A 17,182-nucleotide genomic window follows, 5' to 3' on the forward strand; every position below is an offset into this window, starting at 1 on the left:
TATGTTTAAAAGGACAAAACTAATCTTAATAGCAACAATACTGCTATCAGGATGTTCAGCGATGGAAAGTGAATCAAAAAAAGACACGAATACAGAAACAAAATCAGTACCAGAAGAAATGGAAGCTTCAAAATATGTAGGACAAGGCTTTCAACCACCTGCAGAAAAAGATGCGATTGAATTTGCGAAGAAGCATCGTAAAGAATTTGAAAAAGTAGGTGAACAATTCTTTAAAGATAACTTTGGACTAAAAGTTAAAGCTACAAATGTTGTAGGTAAAGATGATGGTGTAGAAGTTTATGTGCATTGTGAAGATCATGGTATTGTATTTAATGCAAGTCTACCTTTGTACAAAGATGCCATCCATCAAAAAGGATCAATGCGTAGTAATGACAACGGTGATGATATGAGTATGATGGTGGGTACAGTGCTGAGTGGCTTTGAATATCGAGCGCAAAAAGAAAAGTATGATAATTTATATAAATTTTTTAAAGAAAATGAAAAGAAATATCAATATACAGGTTTTACTAAAGAAGCAATAAACAAGACGCAAAACGTCGGGTATCAAAATGAATACTTTTATATTACATATTTATCAAGAAACTTAAAAGAATATCGTAAATATTACGAACCATTGATTCATAAAAATGATAAAGAATTTAAAGAAGGTATGCAAAAAGCTAGAAAAGAGCTAAACTATACTGCTAATACAAATACTGTAGCAACGTTATTTAGTACGAATGATGAAAGGAATAGAAAAGAAAAGATAAATAATGTAATAGATTTATCCGAGAAAATTGAAAGAACAAAAGATATGCCAATCAAGAATACTATAACTACTCAATTAGGAAATAAACTTATTGGCACAAAAAAAGCTCGTTTTGATGATAAGAAAGTAGTGTCGTTTGGAGCATTTGAAGATGAATATAATAAATGATAGAGATTTAACAGAATTGAGTAGTTATATGGTTTATCAAGACATCAATAAAGATAATAACTTTACAGTTAACGAAAAACGATTTAAGCAGGCAGATGAATTTGAAGATTTATATAGAGAGAAACTATAAGACGCAAATAAATTAAGAGAGTATAATTATTTACAAAATGAAACTTTTAAAAGCGCATAAATGGGTGATGAGATATGCTTAAAAAGGCGAAATTAATCTTAATAGCAACGCTACTGTTATCAGGATGTTCAGCGATGGAAAGTGAATCAAAAAAAGACACAAAAGCAGAAACAAAATCTGTGCCAGAAGAAATGGAAGCTTCAAAATATGTAGGTCAAGGTTTCCAACCACCTGCAGAAAAAGATGCGATTGAATTTGCGAAGAAGCATCGTAAAGAATTTGAAAAAGTAGGTGAACAATTTTTTATGGACAACTTCGGTCTAAAAGTTAAAGCTACCAATGTTGTAGGTAAAGATGATGGTGTAGAAGTTTATGTGCATTGCGATGATCATGGCATTGTATTTAATGCAAGTTTGCCCTTGTACAAAGATGCCATCCATCAAAAAGGATCAATGCGTAGTAATGACAATGGTAATGATATGAGTATGGTGGTGGGTACAGTGCTTAGTGGCTTTGAATATCGAGCGCAAAAAGAAAAGTATGACAATTTATATAAATTTTTCAAAGAGAATGAAAAGAAATATCAATATACAGGATTTACAAACGAGGCAATTAACAAGACACAAAACGTCGGGTATCAAAATGAATACTTTTATATTACATATTTATCAAGAAACTTAAAAGAATATCGTAAATATTATGAACCATTGATTCGTAAAAATGATAAAGAATTTAAAGAAGGTATGCAACGAGCCAGAAAAGAGCTAAATTATACTGCAAATACTGATGTAGTTTCTACGCTTTTTTCTACTAAGAAAAACTTTACTAAAGATAATACAGTAGATGATGTGATTGAATTGAGTAATAAATTAAAAGATAAACCCAATATGCCTCAAAAATCTCAAGTTACTATTCAATTAGGAAAATCTAGTATAAATACTAAAAAACCATTTTATGACGATATAAATCCAATTGAAGGGTAAGTGAATATAAAGTGAATAAAATAAATGATAGGGACATAGCAGAATTGAACGGTTATTGGGTTTATCAAGATATAAATGAATGATAGATTTTAAAGTAAATGAAAAACGGTTCAAACAAATAGAAAATCATAATATGAAAGGCATACCTTAATATAGAAATATACGAGTTTCTTGATGATCAGGGGAATCTAACTTGTCAACAGATAATAATCTATCAAGGAACTTCAAATGAGGCAGTAAATCCTAATAACCCATTGAAATCTTTAGGTAATGGAGATGATTGGCTTCAAAATGCTAAATCAACGGATAATTAAATAAAAATCAGACATTGTTTAACGCAAGTAGATGTATTTGAAGATTTATATAGAGAGAAACTATAAGACGTAAATAAATTAAGAGAGTATAATTATTTGCAAAATGAGAGTTTTAAAAGCGCATAAATGGGTGATGATATATGCTTAAAAAAGCAAAATTAATATTAATAGCAACACTTCTACTATCAGGATGTTCCATGATGAAAAATGAATCAAGTAAAGACACGAATACAGAAACTAAATCTGTACCAGAAGAAATGGATGCTTCAAAATATGTAGGACAAGGATTCCAACCATCTGCAGAAAAAGATGCGATTGAATTTTCGAAGAAGCATAAAGATAAAATTGCTAAGCGAGGCGAACAATTTTTTATGGATAACTTCGGTCTAAAAGTTAAAGCTACAAATGTTATAGGTAGTGGCGACGGTGTAGAAGTATTCGTGCATTGTGATGACCACGACATCGTATTTAATGCAAGTATTCCATTTGATAAATCAATTATTGACAGTGATAGTTCATTAAGAAGTAAGGATAAAGGCGATGATATGAGTACTTTAGTTGGTACAGTGTTGAGTGGCTTTGAATATCGAGCACATAAGGAAGAGTTGGATAATTTAACAGAAGTTTTAAAAGAATATAAAAGTAAATATAAATATACTGGTTATACTGAAAATGCAATTATGAAAACGCAGAATAGTGGTTTTAGAAATGAGTATTATTATTTGACTGCAATTCCATATACTTTAGATGAATATAAAAAGTATTTTCAACCCTTAATCAAAGAGGATGATAAGTCTTTTAGGGACGGTATGAAAAACTCAAAAAAACAACTTAAAGATAAATCTCGTCCATATATTGTTACAACTTTATTTAGTACTAAAGATAATTTTACTAAAGATAATACAATAGACGAGATGATTGATTTTTCTGAAGTACTAAAAAAGAAAAAGAATATTCCTCGTGATTTGAATGTTTCTCTTCAAATTTCTAATAAATATATAAATACAAAAAGACCTAATTATAGTAAGAAGGATGTAATAGAAATAGGTGTATTTAATCATGAAAAAGCTAACACGAATGATTAAACTAAAAACAATAAAAAGATAGGTTCAAAAAAGCCATCCTAACAACAGACAAAACCACAAACCAATCAAACCTACCCAACCAATGAACTCAAATCACCAATGCATCACTCTCCGATAACGTAACTATGATCTTATTTAAGCATAGTTATTGAGGTTTTGTGATATATAGTATAAAATTAATGAGAATTAAATTTAATAATGTAAAATTCATCTTCGGGGTCGGGTGTAATTCCCAACCGGCAGTAAATAAAGCCTGCGACCTGCTAGTATGTATCATATTAGTGGCTGATCTAGTGAGATTCTAGAGCCGACAGTATAGTCTGGATGGGAGAAGATGGAGGTTTTTTGTTGTGCAATAATCCTCCTATTCTTACGAGATGAATGGAAGGAGAAAATTGAATATGCAACAAAATAAACGTCTTATCACAATAAGTATGTTGAGCGCGATTGCGTTTGTGTTAACTTTTATCAAGTTTCCTATACCATTTTTGCCACCATACTTAACTTTAGATTTTAGTGATGTACCGTCACTACTAGCTACATTTACGTTTGGACCAGTTGCCGGTATCGTAGTTGCACTGGTTAAAAATTTATTGAACTACTTATTTAGTATGGGCGATCCAGTTGGACCATTTGCTAACTTTTTAGCAGGCGCAAGTTTCTTATTAACTGCTTACGCCATCTATAAAAATAAACGTTCAACAAAATCTTTGATTACTGGATTAATCATTGCAACAATCGTTATGACTATCGTGTTGAGTATTTTGAACTATTTCGTTCTATTACCTTTGTACGGTATGATATTTAACTTAGCTGATATCGCAAATAATCTTAAAGTAATCATTGTTTCAGGAATTATACCATTCAATATTATTAAAGGTATCGTTATTTCTATTGTATTTATTTTACTATATAGAAGGCTTGCGAATTTCTTGAAAAGAATTTAATCAAATTAAAGCAAAATAATATACACATAATAATAAAAAGCAGGTGACTATCAATAAACGATAGCTTGCCTGCTTTTTCTATGGAACATTTGTCTAAAAAATCAATTATTCAAATTTTAAAGCGTCCCCATCAAATGATTCGTCTGCAATTTTAATAGAATCTGTAGGGCATCCATCAATTGCATCTTCCATATCTTCATATAATTCCTCAGGCACTTCTGCAGTACCTTGGTTATCGTCAAGGATTACGAAAGCAATACCTTCGTCGTCGTAATCATATATATCTGGCGCTGCTGCACCGCATGCACCACATGCAATACAAGTATCCATATCAACGATTGTATATTTTGCCAATGTCTTCGCCTCCTTTGATAAAAATGCTAAAATAGTAATGTGACTAAAATTTTAGACAGCATCATTTTTATTTTCAAATTATCCGTTTTACAGAGTGAGGGTTAAACTTGCAACACATTATAAAAACAGCATTACAACAAACATTTAACTATAAAACAAATAAAAGTATTTACAATATCTTAGTTGGTAAGAAATCTCACCAAACCTTTTTTGACGCTTGTAGTCAACAACAGTTGTCATTATATCACAGTTTACCACTATTAAAATATCCGTCTTTTGAGCTATTTTTAGAAAATATAACTGAATTTAATGCTGAAATGGAAATCATGTTGCATCCTAGATATACATTTGAAAGTATGGGGCAAACATTTCAAGCAATTCAACTATTAGTGCAAACCATGTCTAATACTATGCAGCAAGATTTTCGTTTCGTACCAATCTCTCAAAATAATAAGATACAAGAAACTGTAAAGATTGTCTATAACTATATTAAAGAAAACCAATTACAAATTGATTTTGAAAATGAACTACATAACTTGTTTAAAGCAATAACTTTAAAAGGGCCATGTTACTTACATTATTATTTGCAAGGCTATGATGAACCAATGTATACGAGACAGCAAGTTAGTTTAATAGAAAAGCTATCTCAACAGCAATTGTTTGAATACGAAATGAATAATTTAGTGACAATGATGTTTGAATTAGAAAGTGGAGAATATACTATTTTATCAAAAATAATAATGAAACCTACATTATTAAACCAAACTTATATTACTTATACAAGATTGCTTGAACAATTCACGATGGAAGATATAGCGGCTCAACAACAAGTTAAAATCAATACTATCGAAGATCATGTACTTGAAATCTTAATCAAAGGTTATATGTCTAATTACGATGATTATGTTGAACAAGAAGATCAACTGCAATTTTTAAATTTTTATCAACAACATCGTGGTGAACGATTAAAATTTTACAAAGAACAATTTGACACGTTATCATATTTTCAATTAAAAGTATTAATCGTTGGATTTGAAAGAGGTGATCTGAATGTTGCATGATATTTTACGAAACAAATTTGGCTTCGAGAATTTTAAACCGGGACAACAGGAAATTATAGAAAGTATAATGTCTCAACAACACACTCTAGGTATTCTTCCAACTGGAAGTGGAAAGAGTTTGTGTTATCAAATACCTACGTATTTATCAGGTAAGCCGACATTAATTATCTCACCGTTAATATCTTTAATGGATGACCAAGTTATGCAGTTGAAAATAAATGGAGAAAAACGTGTAACATGTATTCACTCTGGTATGGATGAAATTGAGAAAAAGCATAATATTAAATGTTTACGACATAGCCGCTTCATCTTTCTAAGTCCAGAATTTCTCCTGCAACCGTCAAATTTTAAATTAATATCTATGATAGACTTTGGCATGATTGTTCTAGATGAAGCACATTGCCTATCTGAATGGGGATATGATTTCAGACCACATTATGCTCTAATAGGAAAAGTAACAAAGCATTTTAAAGAAGCGGTTGTCTTAGCATTGACAGCAACTGCACCACCGCATTTACAAGATGATTTGACGGAAATGTTAGCGATTCAATTCAAAGTTATTAAAACTACAATGAATCGCCCAAACATAAGCTTTAAGCATCTTAATTTTCATGATGATGAAGATAAAATTGAATGGTTGCTGCCGTTTCTACAACAGTCGGGACCAACGATTATTTATGTCTCATCGAAAAAGATGTGTCTGAATTTAGCGCACCTTATTTATGATTCAGGTTTTCTTACAGGCATTTATCATGGTGATATGAATTATCAAGAGCGACACACAGTTCAACAACAATTTTTAAATAATGATATTCCGATTATAGTCGCAACGAGTGCTTTTGGTATGGGAATTAATAAAAAAGATATTCGCACAATCATTCACTTTCATCTTTCAACAAGTCCTTCTAACTACATTCAAGAAATTGGCCGTGCGGGTCGCGATGGTGAACTAAGTCAGGCAATTAGTTTATTTCAACCGGACGATAAATACATTTTAGAAACATTATTATTTGCAGATATGATAACAGAAGAAGATGTACAAAATTTCGAAATAGGAGAATTTTTAGCACCCGATAAACAAGACGTTTTGACAACGTTGCATTCATTCTATAGTATCGGCGCCTTGAAACAGATATTTAAGCAATCATTTAAACGAAAGCAATTAGGATTCTTTCGCATGATTGGCTATTGCAAATTAGATCAATGTAGACGAAAGTATTTATTAGAATTTTTCGGTGAATATCCACCGGCACAAGATCGATGTTGTGACAATGATTCTAATATAACTGATATCGTAATTTTAAATAAGAAGAAGGTAATTAGAAGTATTGGATTTGATGAAAAGTTGCAAAATTTATTTCTCAGATAGTATTACTTTACTAAAAGAAAATTGACAAGCTATAATTAGTGTATACACAATTGAAAAATGATTGAAATAATTTTGAAAAATATACATAAACATATGTCATGTGGGTATATTTTATGTAAAATCATTGTAATAGAATAGAAAGGAAGATGGCTATGTCTAATAATTTTAAAGATGACTTTGAAAAAAATCGTCAATCGATAGACACAAATTCACATCAAGACCATACGGAAGATGTTGAAAAAGACCAATCAGAATTAGAACATCAGGATACAATAGAGAATACGGAGCAACAGTTTCCGCCAAGAAATGCCCAAAGAAGAAAAAGACGCCGTGATTTAGCAACGAATCATAATAAACAAGTTCACAATGAATCACAAACATCTGAAGACAATGTTCAAAATGAGGCTGGCACAATAGATGATCGTCAAGTTGAATCATCACACAGTACTGAAAGTCAAGAACCTAGCCATCAAGACAGTACACCTCAACATGAAGAGGAATATTATAATAAGAATGCTTTTGCAATGGATAAATCACATCCAGAACCAATCGAAGACAATGATAAACACGATACTATTAAAAATGCAGAAAATAACACTGAGCATTCAACAGTTTCTGATAAGAGTGAAGTTGAACAATCTCAGCAACCTAAACCATATTTTACAACAGGTGCTAACCAATCAGAAACATCAAAAAATGAACATGATAATGATTCTGTAAAACAAGATCAAGATGAACCTAAAGAACATCATAATAGTAAAAAAGCAGCAGCTATTGGTGCTGGAACAGCAGGTGTAGCAGGTGCAATGGCTGCTTCTAAAGCTAAGAAACATTCAAATGACGCTCAAAACAAAAGTAATTCTGGCAAGGCGAATAACTCGACTGAGGATAAAGCGTCTCAAGATAAGTCTAAAGATCATCATAATGGCAAAAAAGGTGCAGCGATCGGTGCTGGAACAGCAGGTTTGGCTGGAGGCGCAGCAAGTAAAAGTGCTTCTGCCGCTTCAAAACCACATGCCTCTAATAATGCAAGCCAAAACCATGATGAACATGACCATCATGACAGAGATAAAGAACGTAAAAAAGGTGGCATGGCCAAAGTATTGTTACCATTAATTGCAGCTGTACTAATTATCGGTGCATTAGCGATATTTGGAGGCATGGCATTAAACAATCATAATAATGGTACAAAAGAAAATAAAATCGCGAATACAAATAAAAATAATGCTGATGAAAGTAAAGACAAAGACACATCTAAAGACGCTTCTAAAGATAAATCAAAATCTACAGACAGTGATAAATCAAAAGATGATCAAGACAAAGCGACTAAAGATGAAACTGATAATGATCAAAACAACGCTAATCAAGCGAACAACCAAGCACAAAATAATCAAAATCAACAACAAGCTAATCAAAATCAACAACAGCAACAACAACGTCAAGGTGGTGGCCAAAGACATACAGTGAATGGTCAAGAAAACTTATACCGTATCGCAATTCAATACTACGGTTCAGGTTCACCGGAAAATGTTGAAAAAATTAGACGTGCCAATGGTTTAAGTGGTAACAATATTAGAAACGGTCAACAAATCGTTATTCCATAATATAACTATATAAATTGTAACTGAACTGCTATATACAAACGTGCATAATATAAAGTAACTCTAAATATTTTAGAGAACTTAAATTGCGCTTATAAGTATGTAGCGGTTTTTTCCTTTTTCAAAGTTTGTTATTTAACAAGGTGTTGTCTCGGATATTGACATATAAATTAAACTTTTCAAATAGTCATCAAAAAGATAAAACACTACAATCAACAAATTTAACGAGGAAGAATAAAAAATAAATCAACATATTAAATTGTAGTGTTATTCAACTCCGTAGCTAACAATTCTCTATGCACATTAAACAAATTGTCAAAAATATATCATAAATCTTCAAGCACAGACTTAGCGTATCAATCACTGAACTGTTATAATAGTTTGGGATTAAAGGAGGCCGAAACAATGCAAAAAGTTGAAAGTATCATAATTGGTGGAGGGCCATGCGGATTAAGTGCGGCTATTGAACAAAAAAGAAAAGGTATTGATACCTTAATTATTGAAAAGGGTAATGTCGTTGAATCAATCTACAATTATCCTACTCACCAAACATTTTTCTCATCAAGTGATAAATTAAGTATTGGGGACGTACCGTTTATCGTTGAAGAAAGTAAACCAAGACGTAATCAAGCGCTAGTTTATTACCGAGAAGTTGTAAAACATCATCAATTAAAAGTAAATGCATTTGAAGAAGTATTAACTGTTAAAAAAATGAATAATAAATTTACAATTACTACGACGAAAGATGTTTATGAATGTCGATTTTTAACAATCGCGACAGGCTATTATGGTCAGCATAATACATTAGAAGTTGAAGGTGCGGATTTACCTAAAGTGTTCCATTATTTTAAAGAGGCACATCCGTATTTTGATCAAGATGTTGTTATTATTGGTGGTAAGAATTCGGCTATCGATGCTGCTTTGGAGTTGGAAAAAGCTGGTGCTAACGTGACGGTTCTATATCGTGGTGGAGATTATTCACCTTCAATTAAACCGTGGATACTTCCAAATTTCACAGCATTAGTAAATCATGAAAAAATTGACATGGAATTTAATGCTAATGTTACCCAAATAACTGAAGATACTGTGACTTATGAAGTAAATGGTGAAAGTAAAACGATACACAATGATTATGTATTTGCGATGATTGGTTATCATCCCGATTATGAATTTTTAAAATCTGTAGGCATTCAAATTAATACAAATGAATTTGGAACAGCGCCTATGTATAATAAAGAAACATACGAAACAAATATCGAAAATTGCTACATTGCAGGTGTGATTGCTGCAGGGAATGATGCGAATACCATTTTTATTGAAAATGGTAAATTCCACGGTGGCATTATTGCTCAAAGCATGCTAGCTAAGAAACAAACGCCGTTAGAATCATAAAAACAAAGGTCTATGTACTAGATAACTTAGTTTTACAACGACTGACATTCATGATATGTCAAATGAGGTTGATGACTAATTATTGTACATAGACCTTTTTATATTACGTAATCATTATAATTCAAAATATGATTTGATTTCAGCTTTATCTAAATTGTTGCTTAACGCAACTAATAATTTTAATCTTGCTTTTGGACCATTCAAACCGTTAGAAAAAATAAAACCTTGTTGTGCGAGTTGGTAACCACCACCATCGTATGCGTAAGTTGGACTCACAATACCATTAAAGGAACGTGAAACTAGCACAATAGGTATATTTAAAGATACTAATTGTTGAATGCCTTCTAATGCGCTTGGAGGTATGTTGCCTTGTCCTAACGCTTCAATAACCATACCATCGATACCTTCACGACTATAAAAACTAAAAATGTCACCTGGCATACCCATATATGCTTTTACTAATGGTACATTTAGTTTCTCATTGACATTTTCCAATGCTTGTTGGCGATATGGCATATGATGGAATTGCACACGATCCTTTGTCAATACACCTAGCGGACCATGATTTGGACTTTTAAATGTGTTTGTATTAGACGTATGTGTTTTGGTAACATTACGCGCCGTATGAATTTCATCATTAAATACAACCATCACGCCTTTATGACGAGCCTTTTCATCAGAGGCAACGCGAATAGCGGAAATATAATTATATAATCCGTCAGAACCAATTTCATTAGACGAGCGCATTGCGCCAGTAATAACAACAGGTTGCTCGATACCTAATATTAAATCAAGTAAAAAGGCAGTTTCTTCTAACGTATCGGTACCATGCGTGATAACGAAACCATCATAATATTTATTTGATACTGCTTCTAAAATAATATCCTTTAATTGTTTAACATGTTGGATTGTCATATGAGGTGATGGTACATTAAAAGGATTTAATTCATCTATTTGTGCATATTGATTTATGACATCTTGATGCATTGAAATAGGGTTGATATCATTTGTTACTACTTTATTAGATTGGTCTTGTGACATACTAATGGTGCCACCAGTATGAATAACCAGTAGATGTTTCATATATTTCCTCCTATATTTCATTTACCTAATTATGATAAAATATTATTCATAAAACGACAAGGAAGGGAAATGACGCATGAAAGCCATTAATATTGCATTAGATGGTCCAGCTGCTGCCGGAAAAAGTACAATTGCGAAACGTGTAGCCAGCGAACTATCAATGATTTATGTCGATACAGGAGCAATGTATCGTGCATTAACATACAAATATTTAAAATTAAACAAAACTGAGGACTTTGCAAAACTAGTTGACCAAACAACATTAGATTTAACTTATAAAGCAGATAAAGGTCAATGTGTCATTTTAGATAACGAAGATGTAACAGACTTTTTAAGAAATAATGATGTGACGCAACATGTTTCATACGTTGCATCTAAAGAGCCAGTACGTTCATTCGCCGTTAAAAAACAAAAAGAGTTAGCTGCAGAAAAAGGTATCGTAATGGATGGTCGCGATATCGGAACTGTAGTGCTACCAGATGCAGATTTAAAAGTATATATGATTGCATCAGTTGAAGAGCGAGCAGAAAGAAGATATAAAGATAATCAATTAAGAGGTATCGAATCAAATTTTGAAGATTTAAAACGTGATATTGAAGCTCGTGATCAATATGACATGAACCGTGAAATATCACCATTAAGAAAAGCAGATGATGCAGTGACATTAGATACGACAGGCAAGTCGATTGAAGAAGTTACTGACGAAATTTTAGCGATGGTGAGTAAAATTAAATAATCTAATAAGTCATAACTATCTATTTGTAATGTGCAACGCTTAACGCATATACAAAATGAATGTGCTGAGAATGATTTACTCAAATTAAAAGGTGATTTTTATTCAATGATGAATGAAAGTTGCCTTTTTATTTTTGGTAAAAGTTAATGCGTCAGTGAATTGTGTAAGTTTTTCAAAAAGTAAAAAGAAATAATAAAGGTGAATTATTAGAATTCCAAAAATAATTCATTACATTCATAAAGCATTTTACAAATGGTAAGAAAATGAGTGTTACAAATCTAAATATTGCAAAAGAAGCTGATTTAGTCACAAAAAATGTCCTATGTAATAATTCGAGAAAGATGCACTATATACAGTCTTCTTACTATTCAAATGTAAAAGTTGCTTATTTGCGTGGCTTTTTGTTTTATAAAAGTATAAAATTTTACTATAATATATCTTGTAGAGAACAATGAAATGACAGACTTATAAAACAAAATAGTAAGCTATGCTAATTTTTATACAAAAAATATGTATAAACATAGCGGACTTTATTACTTGTTTGAATATATGGTTGTAATAAATATATGTCCAACTAATTCACAGAATGAGATTAAGTGACATATTTATGGATACAACTAATTTACTAAATGTAATAAAGGTAGAATTTCTTGACAATTCTGTCAGTTTATAAGATGTTATAAATATGTAGTGTATAAGGAGGCAAACAAGATGACTGAAGAATTCAATGAATCAATGATTAACGATATTAAAGAAGGTGACAAAGTCACTGGCGAGGTACAGCAAGTTGAAGACAAGCAAGTTGTTGTTCATATCAACGGTGGTAAATTTAATGGGATTATTCCTATTAGTCAACTATCTACGCATCATATTGATAGCCCAAGTGAAGTTGTAAAAGAGGGCGACGAAGTTGAAGCATATGTCACTAAAGTTGAGTTTGATGAAGAAAATGAAACTGGAGCTTACATCTTATCTAGAAGACAACTTGAAACTGAGAAGTCTTATAGTTATTTACAAGAAAAATTAGATAATAATGAAATCATCGAAGCGAAAGTAACAGAAGTAGTTAAAGGTGGTTTGGTTGTTGATGTAGGACAAAGAGGTTTTGTTCCAGCTTCACTAATTTCAACAGACTTCATTGAGGATTTCTCTGTATTTGATGGACAAACAATTCATATTAAAGTTGAAGAATTGGATCCTGAAAATAATAGAGTCATTTTAAGCCGTAAAGCAGTTGAACAAGAAGAAAATGATGCTAAAAAAGATCAATTATTACAATCTTTAAATGAAGGCGATGTTATTGATGGTAAAGTAGCACGTTTAACTCAATTTGGTGCATTTATAGACATTGGCGGTGTTGATGGTTTAGTGCATGTATCTGAACTTTCTCACGAACATGTTCAAACACCAGAAGAAGTAGTTTCAATTGGTCAAGATGTTAAAGTTAAAATTAAATCTATTGATAGAGATACAGAACGTATTTCATTATCAATCAAAGATACGTTACCAACACCTTTCGAAAATATTAAAGGTCAATTCCACGAAAATGATGTCATTGAAGGTGTCGTAGTAAGATTGGCAAACTTTGGTGCATTTGTAGAAATTGCACCAGGTGTACAAGGACTTGTACATATTTCTGAAATTGCACACAAACACATTGGTACGCCAGGTGAAGTGTTAGAACCTGGTCAACAAGTAAATGTTAAAATATTAGGTATTGATGAAGAGAATGAAAGAGTATCACTATCTATTAAAGCAACATTACCAAACGAAGATGTTGTTGAAAGTGATCCTTCTACGACTAAGGCGTACTTAGAAAACGAAGAAGAAGATAATCCAACAATTGGCGATATGATTGGTGATAAACTTAAAAATCTTAAACTATAATTTAATATTTAATAGTCAACTCCACATGTTTATGATTGCATGTGGAGTATTTTTTTGTACCAAAATATACTCGGAATGATAACGTGGACAAATTTAACTAAGTGTTTAAAGAGATAAAGTTTTAAGTGCTGATTTTTATCATTACAGTAATAAACTCATTTTGAATACACAGTCTCATGTGATATTATTAAAAAGATATAAGAAAGAGAGGAAGTTAGCTTATGACTAAACCTATAGTAGCTATTGTAGGTAGGCCTAATGTAGGTAAATCTACAATTTTTAATAGAATAGTTGGAGAACGTGTTTCGATTGTGGAAGACACGCCAGGTGTAACACGAGATCGTATTTATTCTTCAGGTGAATGGTTAACACATGATTTCAATATTATTGATACAGGTGGTATTGAAATTGGTGATGCACCATTCCAAACACAAATTAGAGCGCAGGCAGAAATCGCCATAGATGAAGCGGATGTTATTATTTTTATGGTTAACGTGCGTGAAGGATTGACACAAAGCGATGAAATGGTCGCTCAAATTTTATACAAATCTAAAAAACCGGTCGTATTAGCGGTTAACAAAGTAGATAATATGGAAATGCGTACAGACGTGTATGATTTCTATTCATTAGGATTTGGTGAACCGTATCCGATATCAGGGTCACATGGTTTAGGTCTTGGTGACTTGTTAGATGCAGTTGTTTCTCATTTTGGTGAAGAGGAAGAAGATCCTTATGATGAAGATACAATTCGACTATCCATTATTGGACGACCAAACGTAGGTAAATCAAGTTTAGTAAATGCTATTTTAGGTGAAGATCGCGTTATCGTTTCTAATGTTGCAGGGACAACGAGAGACGCTATTGATACAGAGTATAGTTATGATGGACAAGATTATGTTTTAATCGATACTGCTGGTATGCGTAAAAAAGGAAAAGTATATGAATCAACTGAGAAATATTCAGTACTAAGAGCTTTAAAAGCGATTGAACGTTCAAATGTTGTTTTAGTGGTCATTGATGCAGAACAAGGCATCATTGAACAAGATAAACGCGTTGCAGGATATGCACATGAACAAGGTAAAGCAGTCGTGATTGTCGTAAATAAATGGGATACTGTGGAAAAAGATAGTAAAACGATGAAGAAATTTGAAGATGAAGTACGTAAAGAATTCCAATTTTTAGATTATGCACAAATTGCTTTTGTGTCTGCTAAAGAACGCACAAGATTACGTACATTATTCCCTTACATTAATGAAGCAAGTGAAAACCATAAAAAACGTGTTCAAAGTTCAACTTTAAATGAAGTCGTTACTGATGCAATTTCCATGAACCCTACACCAACAGACAAAGGTAGACGTTTGAATGTCTTTTATGCAACACAAGTTGCTATAGAACCACCGACATTTGTTGTATTTGTTAATGATGTAGAATTAATGCATTTTTCTTATAAACGCTATTTAGAGAATCAAATCCGTGCCGCTTTTGGTTTTGAAGGTACACCAATTCATATTATAGCTCGAAAGAGAAATTAACGATTGGGGGATAACAATGACTAAAATTACCGTTTTTGGTATGGGAAGTTTTGGGACAGCCCTTGCCAATGTTCTTGCAGAAAATGGACATGATGTTTTGATGTGGGGTAAAAATCAAGATGCTGTTGATGAATTAAATACATGTCATACAAATAAAAAGTATTTAAAATACGCGAAATTAGATGTTAACATCATCGCTACTTCAGATATGACCAAAGCAATTCAATTTGCAGATATTTACTTAATGGCTTTACCTACTAAAGCAATGCGAGAAGTTGCTACTCAAATTAATGATAAGCTGACCTCTAAAAAGACTTTTATACATGTTGCTAAAGGTATTGAAAATGGGACGTTTAAACGTGTGTCAGAAATGATTGAAGATTCTATTTCACCCGAATATAATGCAGGTATTGGCGTGTTGTCAGGGCCAAGTCATGCGGAAGAAGTTGTAGTCAAGCAACCAACTACAGTTGCTGCATCATCAAAAGATAAAAGTGTAAGTAAATTAACGCAAGATTTATTTATGAATGATTATTTGCGTGTGTACACGAATGATGACTTGATTGGTGTTGAACTTGGTGGTGCATTGAAAAATATCATCGCAGTAGCAAGTGGTATCGTAGCTGGAATTGGCTACGGTGATAATGCAAAAGCTGCGTTAATGACTCGTGGTTTAGCGGAAATTAGTAGATTAGGTGAAAAGTTAGGTGCCGATCCTATGACATTTCTAGGTTTAGGTGGTATCGGTGACTTAATCGTTACTTGCACATCAACACATTCTCGAAATTTCACATTAGGATATAAACTTGGACAAGGTGAATCAATGGATCAAGCATTATCTGAAATGAATATGGTTGTTGAAGGTATTTATACAACTAAATCAGTTTATCATTTAGCTAAAGAAAAAAATGTCGATATGCCAATTACAAATGCATTATATAGAGTATTATTTGAAAATATCTCAGTAAAAGAATGCGTAAAAGATTTAATGGAGCGCGATAAAAAATCTGAATAAAATGTGTATTATTACACATATACGGCTAATAATTACGTAAAATGAATAGAAATGGCTTAAATTCAACGTTTTTGCCACATAAATGATTGCGATTTATGTAATGCTTGTGTTAAAGTTTTACCATAATGATATAAACATATCATTATCAAACCTCAGGAGGTGAATGTCTAATGAACAAAACAGATTTAATCAATGCAGTTGCAGAGCAAGCTGATTTAACTAAAAAAGAAGCTGGTTCAGCAGTAGATGCTGTATTCGAATCAATCCAAAACTCACTTGCTAAAGGTGAAAAAGTACAATTAATTGGTTTCGGTAACTTTGAGGTACGTGAACGTGCTGCACGTAAAGGTCGTAACCCTCAAACTGGTAAAGAAATTGATATCCCAGCAAGTAAAGTTCCAGCATTCAAAGCTGGTAAAGCATTAAAAGATGCTGTAAAATAATTTTACTTAAAAAGCCCTGAATAAGGGCTTTTTATTTTGCTTTTAATACTTACAACCTGTACATAATTTGTAATGTTCTTCTAAGTTTTTAATCTTTGGAACATTCATTGTTTAAGCGTTCAAAATATTACATGACATAATAGTTTTGATAAAAATAGCAACTACAAAATATACATATGAATAATGAGATTAATTGTTAGCGTTGAATTTACTTAAAAGGTAACCATGTCTACTATAGTATTTTACGTTATTTAAAAAGATGAATAATGTAAATGAAGTAAAGGTTATTATGAGAATTACAAAAGCTACATAA

At 32.1% G+C, this 17,182-nt stretch carries 18 protein-coding genes, 2 pseudogenes and 1 riboswitch; of the genes and pseudogenes, 18 read left to right on the forward strand and 2 right to left on the reverse strand.

Features of this window, described 5'->3' with window-relative positions; genetic code table 11:
- Position 1 precedes the first annotated feature (1 nt).
- The 6 genes and pseudogenes from IDG65_RS01275 to IDG65_RS01295 all read left to right on the forward strand — a co-directional run bounded on the left by IDG65_RS01275 (position 2) and on the right by IDG65_RS01295 (position 4,396).
- On the forward strand, positions 2–937 hold the full coding sequence (locus tag IDG65_RS01275) for a DUF1672 domain-containing protein (RefSeq protein ID WP_024928067.1): 936 nt from the start codon (positions 2–4) through the stop codon (positions 935–937).
- A pseudogene (locus IDG65_RS01280) lies at positions 921–1,046 on the forward strand (hypothetical protein); the annotation flags it as partial. The gene IDG65_RS01275 and the pseudogene IDG65_RS01280, both read left to right, overlap by 17 nt.
- A 95-nt stretch (positions 1,047–1,141) precedes the next feature.
- On the forward strand, positions 1,142–2,050 hold the full coding sequence (locus tag IDG65_RS01285; RefSeq protein WP_001805732.1) for a DUF1672 domain-containing protein: 909 nt from the start codon (positions 1,142–1,144) through the stop codon (positions 2,048–2,050).
- Between the two features lie 11 nt (positions 2,051–2,061).
- A pseudogene (locus IDG65_RS15120) lies at positions 2,062–2,427 on the forward strand (hypothetical protein); the annotation flags it as partial.
- Between the two features lie 77 nt (positions 2,428–2,504).
- Positions 2,505–3,449, forward strand: a complete 945-nt coding sequence (locus IDG65_RS01290; protein WP_001805730.1) for a DUF1672 domain-containing protein — start codon at positions 2,505–2,507, stop codon at positions 3,447–3,449.
- A gap of 205 nt (positions 3,450–3,654) precedes the next feature.
- Positions 3,655–3,789, forward strand: a riboswitch (FMN riboswitch).
- 61 nt (positions 3,790–3,850) lie between these two features.
- Positions 3,851–4,396: an ECF transporter S component gene (locus tag IDG65_RS01295; RefSeq protein ID WP_001186912.1), complete on the forward strand. Its 546-nt coding sequence runs from the start codon at positions 3,851–3,853 to the stop codon at positions 4,394–4,396.
- Positions 4,397–4,501: 105 nt separating this feature from the next.
- Here IDG65_RS01295 and IDG65_RS01300 read toward each other — a convergent pair whose 3' ends face one another.
- Positions 4,502–4,750: a ferredoxin gene (locus IDG65_RS01300; protein WP_001151997.1), complete on the reverse strand. Its 249-nt coding sequence runs from the start codon at positions 4,748–4,750 to the stop codon at positions 4,502–4,504.
- A gap of 107 nt (positions 4,751–4,857) precedes the next feature.
- Between IDG65_RS01300 and IDG65_RS01305 the strand changes: the two genes are divergently transcribed.
- The 5 genes from IDG65_RS01305 (at position 4,858) to ypdA (ending at position 10,173) form a co-directional block, all read left to right on the forward strand.
- The gene (locus IDG65_RS01305; RefSeq protein ID WP_001163816.1) at positions 4,858–5,811 is read left to right on the forward strand and encodes a YpbB family protein; all 954 of its coding nucleotides are present in this window, start codon (positions 4,858–4,860) and stop codon (positions 5,809–5,811) included.
- Positions 5,801–7,180 (forward strand): RecQ family ATP-dependent DNA helicase, encoded by a 1,380-nt coding sequence (locus tag IDG65_RS01310; protein ID WP_000902100.1) that lies wholly within the window; start codon positions 5,801–5,803, stop codon positions 7,178–7,180. The genes IDG65_RS01305 and IDG65_RS01310 overlap by 11 nt, the downstream gene beginning before the upstream one ends.
- A gap of 152 nt (positions 7,181–7,332) precedes the next feature.
- Complete coding sequence (gene ebpS / locus IDG65_RS01315; protein WP_000069285.1) at positions 7,333–8,784, forward strand: elastin-binding protein EbpS; 1,452 nt, start codon at positions 7,333–7,335, stop codon at positions 8,782–8,784.
- A 125-nt stretch (positions 8,785–8,909) separates the two neighbouring features.
- Positions 8,910–9,026, forward strand: coding sequence for a hypothetical protein (locus tag IDG65_RS01320; RefSeq protein ID WP_031789483.1), 117 nt, complete (start codon positions 8,910–8,912; stop codon positions 9,024–9,026).
- 160 nt (positions 9,027–9,186) lie between these two features.
- Complete coding sequence (ypdA, locus tag IDG65_RS01325) at positions 9,187–10,173, forward strand: bacillithiol disulfide reductase YpdA (RefSeq protein ID WP_001174260.1); 987 nt, start codon at positions 9,187–9,189, stop codon at positions 10,171–10,173.
- A gap of 114 nt (positions 10,174–10,287) precedes the next feature.
- On the opposite strand, the gene IDG65_RS01330 is transcribed toward ypdA, so the two are convergent.
- A complete protein-coding gene (locus tag IDG65_RS01330; protein ID WP_052997608.1) occupies positions 10,288–11,256 on the reverse strand; it encodes an asparaginase in 969 nt (322 codons plus the stop codon).
- Positions 11,257–11,332: 76 nt separating this feature from the next.
- Here IDG65_RS01330 and cmk point away from each other — a divergent pair, with 76 nt between their 5' ends.
- The 7 genes from cmk (at position 11,333) to IDG65_RS01365 (ending at position 16,869) form a co-directional block, all read left to right on the forward strand.
- A complete protein-coding gene (gene cmk, locus IDG65_RS01335; RefSeq protein WP_000644390.1) occupies positions 11,333–11,992 on the forward strand; it encodes a (d)CMP kinase in 660 nt (219 codons plus the stop codon).
- Between the two features lie 30 nt (positions 11,993–12,022).
- Positions 12,023–12,139: a hypothetical protein gene (locus IDG65_RS01340; protein WP_001805731.1), complete on the forward strand. Its 117-nt coding sequence runs from the start codon at positions 12,023–12,025 to the stop codon at positions 12,137–12,139.
- A 116-nt stretch (positions 12,140–12,255) separates the two neighbouring features.
- Positions 12,256–12,447, forward strand: coding sequence for a hypothetical protein (locus IDG65_RS01345; protein ID WP_031789482.1), 192 nt, complete (start codon positions 12,256–12,258; stop codon positions 12,445–12,447).
- 256 nt (positions 12,448–12,703) lie between these two features.
- On the forward strand, positions 12,704–13,879 hold the full coding sequence (gene rpsA / locus IDG65_RS01350) for a 30S ribosomal protein S1 (protein WP_000133951.1): 1,176 nt from the start codon (positions 12,704–12,706) through the stop codon (positions 13,877–13,879).
- A gap of 221 nt (positions 13,880–14,100) precedes the next feature.
- Complete coding sequence (gene der, locus IDG65_RS01355) at positions 14,101–15,411, forward strand: ribosome biogenesis GTPase Der (protein WP_000165530.1); 1,311 nt, start codon at positions 14,101–14,103, stop codon at positions 15,409–15,411.
- A 16-nt stretch (positions 15,412–15,427) separates the two neighbouring features.
- Positions 15,428–16,426, forward strand: coding sequence for an NAD(P)H-dependent glycerol-3-phosphate dehydrogenase (locus tag IDG65_RS01360; protein WP_000161746.1), 999 nt, complete (start codon positions 15,428–15,430; stop codon positions 16,424–16,426).
- Positions 16,427–16,596: 170 nt separating this feature from the next.
- A complete protein-coding gene (locus tag IDG65_RS01365) occupies positions 16,597–16,869 on the forward strand; it encodes an HU family DNA-binding protein (protein WP_001043863.1) in 273 nt (90 codons plus the stop codon).
- The last annotated feature ends 313 nt before the right edge of the window (positions 16,870–17,182 follow it).

The organism is Staphylococcus sp. EG-SA-17 (assembly GCF_017151845.1).
GTDB lineage: Bacteria > Bacillota > Bacilli > Staphylococcales > Staphylococcaceae > Staphylococcus > Staphylococcus aureus.